A 9,533-nucleotide genomic window follows, 5' to 3' on the forward strand; every position below is an offset into this window, starting at 1 on the left:
GTCCGGTTTCGACAGCGGGGGGTGAGACGGTGTAGCCTCTGGCCAGGTCCAATGCCAGTCCGCGAGGAGGAAGCCACCATGTTCGACGACGACCTGAAGCCGCGGCCCAAGCCGCCCGCCCATGTTCTCGGCCAGGACCTCTCGGCCCTCTCCGTCCATGAACTCGCCGAGCGGATCGCCCTTCTCAAGATCGAGATCGCCCGGCTGGAGATGGATATGAGCGTCAAGGAAGCGAGCAAGTCGGCGGCCGCCAGCGTCTTCAAGTTCTGATCAGGCGCGCCGCGCCCGCGGCAGGCCGTCCTCGCCGGCGGCGACATGGACCCGGTCGCCGATGCAAAGCCCCGCCTCCGCCCCGCACATGATGCGGGGCCCCTCGTCCAGGGTCACGAGGGCGATGCCGTAGCCGCCGGGAACGTCGAGTTCGGGAAGCGGGGCGCGCAGCACCGTCGTCACAGACCAGACCGTGCCCCCTCCCCCCGCCTCGACCTCGCCTATAGCCGGCGAGCTGCAGGCCGGGCAGGCGGCGCGGCGGAATTGCCAGCGATGGCCGCAGGCGCTGCAGGACTGGAGCATGACGCCGCTCATGCCGTCCGCTCCAGCACGAAGCCGGCATGGCTGGAGAAGACCCCGCCGTCGGCGTGGCAATAGGCGAGCGGCGCCTCGGCCACCTGCCGGTCGCCGGCCTCCCCGCGCATCTGCCGGACCACCTCCACCACATGGGCGAGGAAGCCAGCGACACCCGGATGGCCATAGGACATCAGCCCGCCGTGGAGGTTGAGCGGATACCGTCCGCTCCGGGAGAACAGCCCGTCCCGCGCGCCGGCGCCCGCCCCGCCGGGCTCTGCGAAACCCAGCGCCTCGAGGAAGATGGCGAGGGTCGGCGTGAAGCTGTCGTAGAGCCCGAGGAGGCGCATGTCCGCGGGGCGCCGGCCTGCGCTGTCGAAGGCCTGCGCCGCGGCAATTGTCGCTCCGAGGCCGAGATCATCAGGCATTTCCGAAACGTGCTGGTGGGTATGGGCCTCGCCCCAGCCGGCGAGGCGGATCACAGCCCCCGCCGTCGGCTCGGCTGAGACGATGACCGCAGCAGCGCCGTCGGAGATCGGACAGCAGTCGAGAAATTTCAGCGGCGTGGCGATGGGCTTCGAGGCCATGACGTCGGCGACAGTGATGGGCTTCGTCAACTGCGCGCCGGGGTGGCCCGCCGCGTGGCGGCGCATCAGCACCGCGAGTTCGGCGAGATCCGCCACGCTCGCACCGGTCTCGTGCAGATAGCGGGCGGCGACCAATGCGTAATAGGCAGGGATGGAGGCGCCGAGCGGCACCTCGTGGACGGGATGGCCGACGCCCGCCAGCGTCTTCACCGCGTCGTCGCGGCTCTGCCCGGTGAGCCGGTTCTCCCCGCCGACGACGAGCACGTGCCGGCAGGCACCCGCGGCGATCAGGTGGCGGGCGAGGATGATACCGACCGCGCCCGTGGCGCCGCCGACCTGCGCCTGATGGGCGTGGCGTGGGCGGATGGCGAGCCGCTCCGCCATGACCGTGCCCATCATCAGGTGCGGGTAGGTCGTGGCATAGCCGGAGACGAGCCCTTCCACCGCCTCGCGCGGCAGACCAGCATCGGCGAGCGCTGACAGCGCCGCCTCTTCCATGAGCTCGACCGGGCCGCGGCCGGGGTGTTTGCCGAAGGCGGTGACCGCGACGCCGGTGAGATAGGCCATCGCTCGCCGCCGCGGTCAGGCGGGCTCGGCTTCCAGCACGATGCGGCCGGCGACCTTGCCGGCCTCGAGGTCGTGCAAGGCCTCGTTCACCTGCGACATGGGCCGCTTCTCGATCGGGATCGCCGGCAGCTTCACCTTGCGGACGAGGGCGACGAACTCCTTCAGCTCCTTGAGCGAGCCGACATAGGACCCGCGGATCGAGATGGCGCGCATCGGGATGAAGGGCAGCGGATAGCGCAGCTCACCGCCGAACAGGCCGACGATGACGAGCTGGCCGCCCTTGCGCAGGCCGTTGATGGCGAGGCCCGTCGTGTCCTCGGCCCCGACGAAGTCGAGCGCCGCAGCGAGCTTGCCCTCGCCGAAGGCGGCGAGCTGCTTGGCGGCATCCGGCGCATTGGGGTCGAGCGTGGCAGCGACGCCGATGCTCTCGGCGATCCTGCGCTTCTCGGGCGACGGATCGACCGCGATGACGGGGCCCATGCCCAGCGCCTTCAGGAGTTGCAGCGCCGTCTGGCCGAGGCCGCCGATGCCGAAGACGGCGATCTTCTCGCCTTCGCGGTGCGGGCGGATCTTGTTGACGGCGCTGAACACCGTGACGCCCGAACAGGCATAGGTGGCGGCGAGTGCGGGATCGAGCCCCTCGACGTCCACGAGGAACTCCTCGTCGCGCACCAGAACGTGCTCGGCGAAGCCGCCGCGCGCCTGCACGCCCAGGAACTGCGGCTGGGCGCAGAGGTTTTCATCGCCCGACTTGCAAAGCGGGCAATTGCCACAGCCGATCCAGGTGTGGAGAAGGCGCCGGTCGCCCGGCTTCACGCTGGTCACGTCGGGCCCGACCGCCTCGACCGTGCCGAGGATCTCGTGGCCGAGGGTGAGCGGCAGCTTCAGGCCGCGGTCGGCGAGGTTCAGCGAGCGGCCGCCACCGATATTGTACTTGCCCTCCCGGATGTGGATGTCCGAGTGGCAGACGCCGCAATGGCTGACCTTCATCAGCACCTCGCGGCCCTTCGGCACCGGGCGCGGCTCCTCCGTCAGCACCAGCGGGTCGCAGGAGACGTTGAGGCGCCAGGAATGGGTGGTGCGGGCCGGCGAGAAGCTGTCCATGGCGTGTCCTCGGATGCGATGCGCGCCCGTTGGTTCGGGCGCCGCGATGGCGGGAACGCTAGCATGCGAGGACGGGCTGTAAATGTGCCGAAGGGCCGAGACGGCCCTGCGCGCCGCTCAGGCCTGCGGCGCCGGGATGATGCTCACGTGGGCCGCGACCACCCGCCAGCCCTCGGGCATGCGCGCCCAGGTCTGCATCTGCCGGCCGATCTTCTCAGGTCCCATGGCCTCGCGGTGAAAGAGGGTCGAGGCGGTCGCCATGTCGTGCCCGTAGGTGGTGATGACCGTCCGCTCGATGCGCCGCTCCAGCCCCGCTGGCGAGCGGGCCGAGCGGAAGGCGGCGATCTCGCCGTAGCCGTAGAGGTTCTCACCGATGCCGTAGCGGATCGTGTGCCCGGAGTTCCAGAACAGCGCGTCGAGGGTCGCCACGTCGTTCGTGGTCAGCGCCTTCTCATAGGCCGCGAAGGCGGCGCTCACTTCGGCGTGGACGGCGGGGTCGTTGATGATCACGGCAAGTCTCCCGGGTGGGTGCCGCGATCAGGGAGCGCTCCCGGCGGCGATGAGATGGGCGATGACGGCGCCGCCCGACGGATCGGCGGCGGCGACGATGGCGGCCACGGCGCAGGCCGTGAGGAGTGTGGTGGTAAAGAGCAGGATGCGAGGCATGGTACGCTCCCCGGAACTGCGGGAGGAACCCGCAGGCCTGCCAACCGGTCCCGGCTTACGGCGCCTTTTCCGACAATTGTCCCCACCATGGTGAACGCACTGTAACGATTGCGCATCGTCAGCCGAGCGCGGCGACGCGTGAGGCCACGATACCCGCCCGCTCCAGGTGGCCGGCGACGCGCACCGCGATGTCCTCCCGCCAGGCCGGCGCGATGATCTGCACGCCGATGGGCAGGTCCTCGCCCCCGGTCCAGACCGGCACGCTCATCACCGGCAGGCCGATGAAGGAGAAGGGCTGTGTGAAGAGGCCGAGATTGGCGCGCACGGGCACCGTCTGCCCGTCGAGGGTGAAGGTCTTCTGGCCGAGCGCTGGTGCGCGCGTCGGCGTCGCCGGCGCGATGATCACGTCCACCTCGCGGAACAACGCCCGCATGGCGTCGCGGTATTTCCGCCGGACGCGATGGGCCGTCGCGACATGGGCCGCCGGCAGGAGCGCCCCGGCCATCAGCCGGTCGCGGGTATCGGGATCGAAATCGCCCGCGCGGGTGCGAAGGCGCTCGAAATGCAGCGTTCCGCCTTCCGAACAGGTCATGACGAAGGCCGCAGCCCGCGCCGCCTCGACGAAGGGGATCTCGACGGTTCCGGCGCCGAGGGCGTCGGCGACCTTGGCGGTGGCGCTGCGGGCCGCCTCCTTCTGCATCCGGTCGAAATAGCCGGTGGCCCGGGCGATCCTGAGGCCGCCGATGCCGGCCTCGACCTCGGGCGTCAGCGCCGGTGCCGGCCGGTCCTGCGAGACCGGGTCGTCGGGATCGTGCCCGCTCATGGCGTCGTAGAAGGCGGCGCAGTCGGCCGTCGATCGCGCCAGCGGCCCCAGATGGTCGAGGCTGGTCACGAAGGGAAAGGAGCGCGCCCGCGACAGCCGCCCGAAGGTCGGCTTCAGCCCGAACAGGCCGCAGAGCGAGGACGGCACGCGGATCGAGCCGTTGGTGTCGGAACCGAGCGTCACGGGCACGAAGCCGGCGGCGGCAGCCGCGCCCGACCCGCCCGAGGAGCCGCCGGTCATGCGGGTGAGGTCGTGCGGGTTGCGCGAGGGGCCGTCATGGGCGTTCTCGCCGGTGAAGTCATAGGCGTACTCGCCCATGTTGAGCGCGCCGACCAGCACGGCGTCGGCCGCCGAGAGCTTCTCGATCAGCGCCGCGTCACGCGAAGCCGGCGCACGGTCGCGGTTGATCTTGGCGCCGGCCAGCGTCGGCAGATCCGCCACGTCGAACAGGTTCTTCACCGCATAGGGCACGCCGGCGAGCGGCCCGAGCGGGGCCCCTCCCCGCCGCTTGGCATCCACCGCCTCGGCTGTCGCCAGCGCCCGCTCGGCGGTGACGGCGGTGAAGGCGCCGACTTGCCCGTCATGGGCAGCGATGCGGGCGAGATGGGCCTCCGCCACGGCCCGCGCGGTGAAGGCGCCGGTGCGAACGCCCGTGGCGATGGCGGCGGCGGTCAGATGGGTCAGGTCGCTCATCTCAGGCCTCGAAGACCGCGGCCGGCTCGTCGTGGTCGTCGAGCGGCACGCTCTCGGCCACCCGCACCAGCCGCATCGCGATCTGCAGGTTGAGGATCACGCCCGGCCGATAGTCCGGCGCGACGGTGAGGCCGACCACCGGCGCCATGGCGTCGATGAGTGCGCCCGCAGCCTCGGCGGTGAGTTCGTCGGCCGGCATCGTCCCCTCCCTGCAAGCGCCGGCACCAGCGCTGCCCAAAACACAGGCAGAACCGGCCGGCGAAACGGCTGTTGCATACGAGGGAGCAAGTCCGGGGCCAGAAGCCCCCGGGGCCTGCGTCAGCCGCCGCGGTAGAGCAGGCGGGCGCGGATGGTGCCGGGAAGCTCGCGGATCTGCTCGAGCACTGCCCCGGCGTCGGCCACCGCGCCGTCGGCGTCGAGCACGACGTAGCCGATCTCTCCGTCGGTCTGGTAGTACTGCGCGGCGATGTTGATGCTGCGGCTGGCGAAGACGTCGTTGAGGCGGCGCAGCTCGCCGGGCAGGTTCCGCTGCACCTGGATGAAGCGGGTGCCGGCAGGCCGCACGGGCAGCTGCACCTGCGGGAAGTTCACGGCCCCCCACGTCGAGCCGACGTCGGAATATTCGATGAACTTGCGCGACACCTCGGCGCCGATGCGCTCCTGCGCCTCCTCCGTCGAGCCGCCCACATGCGGGGTGAGGATGACGTTGTCGAGGCCCTGCAGCGGCGAGACGAAGGGCTCGGCGTTGGACGAGGGCTCGACGGGGAACACGTCCACCGCCGCGCCGCGCAGGTGGCCGGACTTCAGCGCATCGGCGAGGGCCTGGAGGTCGAGGATCGTGCCGCGTGCATTGTTGATCAGATAGGCGCCCGGCTTCATGGCGGCGAGCTCGCGCGCGCCGATCATGCCCTGCGTCGCGGGGGTCTCCGGCAGATGCAGCGAGACGACGTCGGCGCGTCCGAGCAGGTCGGTGAGGCTCTCGGCCGGCTCCACGTTGCCGTGGCGCAGCTTGTCGGTGTGGTCGAAATAGATCACCCGCATGCCCATGGCTTCCGCCAGCACGGCGAGCTGCGAGCCGATATTGCCGTAACCGACGATGCCCAGCGTCTTGCCGCGGATCTCGTAGCTCGACACGGCCGACTTGTCCCAGCCGCCGGCATGGGCCGCGCCGGACTTAGGGAAGATGCGACGCAGCAGCATCACGATCTCGGCGATGGTCAGTTCCGCCACCGAGCGCGTGTTCGAGAAGGGCGCATTGAAGACCGGAACGCCCGCGCGGTTCGCCGCGACCAGATCGACCTGGTTGGTGCCCACCGAGAAGCAGCCGATGGCGATCAGCCGGTCGGCGGCCGAGAGGATCTCCGGCGTGATCTGGGTGCGCGAGCGGATGCCGAGGAGGTGGACGCCGCGGATCGCCTTGGTCAGCGCCGGGCCGTCGAGCGCCTTGGGCAGGCGCTGGATGTTGGTGTAGCCGGCCTGTTCGAGGACGCCGACCGCCGTGTCCGAAATGCCTTCCAGCAGCAGGATCTTGATGCGGTTCTTCGACAGCGACAGGGCAGCCCGGCGCGGGGCGCCCGGCGTGGCGGTTTTCGAGCTGGTGGGCATGGGGCGATTCCGTGCGACCTCAGAGGCGGCAACCGCATGACAGGTCGGGGCGGCCCGGGCAAGGGCGAGGCGCCATCACAACGGCGGGACCCGCGGGGAGCAGGCCCGGCAGCAACACCGGGAGCCGCCGTGGCGGCTCCCGAGGGACCCGTCAGCGGGTCCGGTCGATCATCTGGGTGAGGGTGTCGTGGGTGCGCTTGAGCTCCACGATCGCCTCCTCGATCTCGCGCTTCTGCTGCTCGAGATGGGCGATCTGCTCCATGCACTTCTCGCGGGAGAGCTTCAGCTGCTGGTCCGGGCCGGCATCGTTGCGCTCGTGCGCCTCGACCATCTCGGCGATCTCGGCGAGCGTGAAGCCCAGGCGCTTGCCCTTCAGGATGAGCTGCAGGCGCACGCGGTCGGCGGCGCTGTAGAGGCGGGCGAGGCCCTCGCGGCGCGGCGAGAGCAGCCCCTTGTCCTCGTAGAACCTCAGGGCACGAAGCGTGACGTCGAATTCACGAGCCAGGTCGCCGATGGTGTAGACCGCCGGGCCAGCCTTGGCGGCCTCGGCATCGTCCTCGATCCAAAAGACGTCATCGTCGTTCTTGCGAGTCATAAATGCCTTCCGTTCCATATTCTGCTCCATCCTCGCTCGGGAGGAAACCTCATTCGTGGATGGGACATCCATTACCGGAAATTGCGCGCGCGAAGCGAGAGTGCGGGACATACCGATCTGTTACTTACCGTTAGGACAGGGCAACACCTGCCACACAGGAACGCCTATAATCGCTTACCAGCAGTTTAACAGTTAACGCCCGGACGGCGTCGCCAACAAAAAAACGCGTCGTTAACCACCCATTTACCATGAACCCCAAGATTGCGGGACGGGACAGTTCGTCCGGCGCTTCAAGGATTCGCGTCGGAGGATGCCCCGACCGTGGCGATCCGTCCAGCGAGGGATGGTTGCGGTCTCATGTGGCCAAGCGTGTGGACCCGTCATGCGACACACCGTCCCCTGGAGCGTTAAGGGCGTCGATCAAGACGCGAGGGAGGCCGCCAAGGAGGCGGCCCGCCGCTCCGGCATGTCGCTGGGCGAATGGCTCAACAGCGCGATCGCCGAACAGGCCGCCGAGGCCGCCGCCGCCGCCCAGGCCGATACCGGGCTTGCGACGGTCACCCGCCGCCTGGAGTCGATTTCCCAGCGCCTGGACGCCGTGACCCGGCGCGAATCCGAGACCGCGATCCCCCGAACCGCCCCCGCGCGCAGCGACAACACCGACATCGTCCGCGCCCTCGACGCCGTGGCGCGGCTCGCAGAAATTTCCGAGCGCCGCTCTGCCGCCGCCATCGAGGCCGTCGAGCGCCTCGGGAGCGCGCGTTCCGCCCCCCTCGCCCCGACCGCTGCCCGAAGCGCGGCTCCCGTCGCCGAGCGCACCGATCATACCGCCCAGCTCGACGCGATCGCCCGCTCGATCCGCAGTCTCGACATGCCAGCCCCGCGCCACGCCGATGGAATCGAGGGTACGATGGTGCCGCCGCGCTCGTTCCGCGGCGATATCGACTCTGCGGTCGCCGAAATCGCCGCCCGTCAGAAGGCCCTCGCCCGCGGACAGGCCGAGCCTCCGGCCCGCCCGGCGGCACCGGCCATGGCCGCGGCAGCGCCCGTCATGCCCGACATGGCACCCATTGCCGCGCGCCTCGACGCCCTGTCCCGCCAGATCGAGGCTGCGCTGAGCGCGCCCCGTCCGGCAGCACCCCGCCCTCCGGAGAACCATGCCCTCGCCGGCGAGATCGGTCGCCTGAGCCAGCGCATCGACGCCATGTCGGCCGCGCCCGCCGACGGCCTGCACAGCGAGATCAAGTCGCTGTCGAGCCGGGTCGAGCAGATGCGCCGTGAGCTGGCCGAGCGCGAGACCGGCCAGTACGAGCGCGCCGTCGCCGAACTGCGCTCCGACATCGCCGCCATCGCCGACCAGCTCTCCGATCTCGCGCCGCGCCGCGCCGTCGCCTCGCTGGAGGCCGAGGTCCAGGGTCTCGGCGCCCGCCTCGACGCCGCCCGCGCCCAGGGCCTGTCGGCCGAGCCGCTGGAAGCCCTCGTCGAGGAGTTCGAACAGGCCCTCGCCCGGCTGATGCCGGCGGAAGGCATCGCCGAGGAGTTGAAGGCCCTGTCAGGGCGCATCGACACCCTGGCGAGCCGCGGCCTCAGCAACGGCCTCATCGAAAGCCTCGCGGCCGAGACAGGCGTCATCCGCGCCATGCTCGCCGACACGGTATCGCGAGACGCCATCGATGCCCTGGGCGACCAGATCGCCGCCCTCGGCCGCCGCATCGACGCCCTCGCCGAGCCGCGCCGCTCGGGCAGCGACGTCGAGGCCATCACCTCCGCCATCGAGGCGCGGATCGAGGAGATCGCCGAAAGGCTGGCCGCCGCGCCGCGGCCCAGCGCCGCCGCCTCCAATCCCCAGCTCGAGGAGGCCCTGCGCCGCCTCGCCGACAAGCTGGAGGACGGCCACGCCCGTCCCGACGACCCGAAGGCTCTCGCCGAGATCGAGCGTCACATCCTGTCGCTGGCCGCCAAGATCGACGCCGCCGACGGCCGCTTCGCCCAGCTCGGCACCATCGAGCGCGGCCTATCCGACCTCTTCGTCCAGATGGAGGAGATGCGGGCCGGCACCATCGAGGCTGCCGAAAAGGCCGCTCGCAAGGCGATTGCCGCCGCCCCCGCCTCCGGTTCGGACGCCGAGATCGAGGCATTGCGCCGGGAGATCGCCGAGGTCCGCCAGGCGCGCCTTGCCCTCGACGGCAAGGGCGCCGAGACCGTCGACGCCGTCCAGCAGACCTTCGAGCGCGTCGCCCGCCGCATTGCCGAGATCGAGCCGGCAGACGCGCCGCCCGTGGCCGCCTCGCCGCCGCTGGCCCCGCGCGAACCCGAGCCCGCCCTCGTC

General features: G+C 70.7%; 11 protein-coding genes. 2 read left to right on the plus strand and 9 right to left on the minus strand.

Annotated features, from left to right (window positions below):
- Positions 1-78 precede the first annotated feature (78 nt).
- Positions 79-270 carry a DUF1192 domain-containing protein gene (locus ACT6XY_RS14085; RefSeq protein WP_444748953.1) on the plus strand — a complete coding sequence of 64 codons (192 nt, stop codon included), beginning with the start codon at positions 79-81 and terminating at the stop codon, positions 268-270.
- Here the strand turns inward: ACT6XY_RS14085 and ACT6XY_RS14090 are convergent, their stop codons facing one another.
- The 9 genes from ACT6XY_RS14090 to ACT6XY_RS14130 all read right to left on the minus strand — a co-directional run bounded on the left by ACT6XY_RS14090 (position 271) and on the right by ACT6XY_RS14130 (position 7,204).
- Entirely contained in the window at positions 271-585 is a 315-nt protein-coding gene (locus ACT6XY_RS14090) for a Zn-ribbon domain-containing OB-fold protein (RefSeq protein ID WP_444748954.1), read from the minus strand.
- Positions 582-1,718, minus strand: coding sequence for a thiolase family protein (locus ACT6XY_RS14095; protein ID WP_444748955.1), 1,137 nt, complete (start codon positions 1,716-1,718; stop codon positions 582-584). The genes ACT6XY_RS14090 and ACT6XY_RS14095 overlap by 4 nt, the downstream gene beginning before the upstream one ends.
- 15 nt (positions 1,719-1,733) lie before the next feature.
- Positions 1,734-2,822, minus strand: a complete 1,089-nt coding sequence (locus ACT6XY_RS14100) for an alcohol dehydrogenase (RefSeq protein ID WP_444748956.1) — start codon at positions 2,820-2,822, stop codon at positions 1,734-1,736.
- Between the two features lie 117 nt (positions 2,823-2,939).
- Entirely contained in the window at positions 2,940-3,332 is a 393-nt protein-coding gene (gene hpxZ, locus ACT6XY_RS14105; RefSeq protein ID WP_444748957.1) for an oxalurate catabolism protein HpxZ, read from the minus strand.
- A 27-nt stretch (positions 3,333-3,359) separates the two neighbouring features.
- The gene (locus ACT6XY_RS14110; RefSeq protein ID WP_444748958.1) at positions 3,360-3,488 is read right to left on the minus strand and encodes a hypothetical protein; all 129 of its coding nucleotides are present in this window, start codon (positions 3,486-3,488) and stop codon (positions 3,360-3,362) included.
- Between the two features lie 118 nt (positions 3,489-3,606).
- Positions 3,607-5,004 carry an AtzE family amidohydrolase gene (locus ACT6XY_RS14115; protein WP_444748959.1) on the minus strand — a complete coding sequence of 466 codons (1,398 nt, stop codon included), beginning with the start codon at positions 5,002-5,004 and terminating at the stop codon, positions 3,607-3,609.
- A 1-nt stretch (position 5,005) separates the two neighbouring features.
- Complete coding sequence (locus ACT6XY_RS14120; protein ID WP_444748960.1) at positions 5,006-5,203, minus strand: DUF4089 domain-containing protein; 198 nt, start codon at positions 5,201-5,203, stop codon at positions 5,006-5,008.
- Positions 5,204-5,322: 119 nt separating this feature from the next.
- Positions 5,323-6,609, minus strand: coding sequence for a phosphoglycerate dehydrogenase (gene serA / locus ACT6XY_RS14125; protein WP_444748961.1), 1,287 nt, complete (start codon positions 6,607-6,609; stop codon positions 5,323-5,325).
- 151 nt (positions 6,610-6,760) lie between these two features.
- Positions 6,761-7,204: a MerR family transcriptional regulator gene (locus tag ACT6XY_RS14130; RefSeq protein WP_106749133.1), complete on the minus strand. Its 444-nt coding sequence runs from the start codon at positions 7,202-7,204 to the stop codon at positions 6,761-6,763.
- Positions 7,205-7,586: 382 nt separating this feature from the next.
- Here ACT6XY_RS14130 and ACT6XY_RS14135 point away from each other — a divergent pair.
- The coding region (locus tag ACT6XY_RS14135) for a hypothetical protein (protein ID WP_444748962.1) at positions 7,587-9,533 on the plus strand (1,947 nt) is incomplete at its 3' end.

It is taken from the genome of Phreatobacter sp. (assembly GCF_052440005.1).
Taxonomy (GTDB): domain Bacteria; phylum Pseudomonadota; class Alphaproteobacteria; order Rhizobiales; family Phreatobacteraceae; genus Phreatobacter.

Coding starts and splice junctions, on each gene's coding strand:
- ACT6XY_RS14085 (WP_444748953.1), top strand. CDS start 79: ATGTTCGACGACGACCTGAAGCCGCGGCCCAAGCCGCCCGCCCATGTT.
- ACT6XY_RS14090 (WP_444748954.1), bottom strand. CDS start 585: ATGAGCGGCGTCATGCTCCAGTCCTGCAGCGCCTGCGGCCATCGCTGG.
- ACT6XY_RS14095 (WP_444748955.1), bottom strand. CDS start 1,718: ATGGCCTATCTCACCGGCGTCGCGGTCACCGCCTTCGGCAAACACCCC.
- ACT6XY_RS14100 (WP_444748956.1), bottom strand. CDS start 2,822: ATGGACAGCTTCTCGCCGGCCCGCACCACCCATTCCTGGCGCCTCAAC.
- ACT6XY_RS14110 (WP_444748958.1), bottom strand. CDS start 3,488: ATGCCTCGCATCCTGCTCTTTACCACCACACTCCTCACGGCCTGCGCC.
- ACT6XY_RS14115 (WP_444748959.1), bottom strand. CDS start 5,004: ATGAGCGACCTGACCCATCTGACCGCCGCCGCCATCGCCACGGGCGTT.
- ACT6XY_RS14120 (WP_444748960.1), bottom strand. CDS start 5,203: ATGCCGGCCGACGAACTCACCGCCGAGGCTGCGGGCGCACTCATCGAC.
- serA (WP_444748961.1), bottom strand. CDS start 6,609: ATGCCCACCAGCTCGAAAACCGCCACGCCGGGCGCCCCGCGCCGGGCT.
- ACT6XY_RS14130 (WP_106749133.1), bottom strand. CDS start 7,204: ATGACTCGCAAGAACGACGATGACGTCTTTTGGATCGAGGACGATGCC.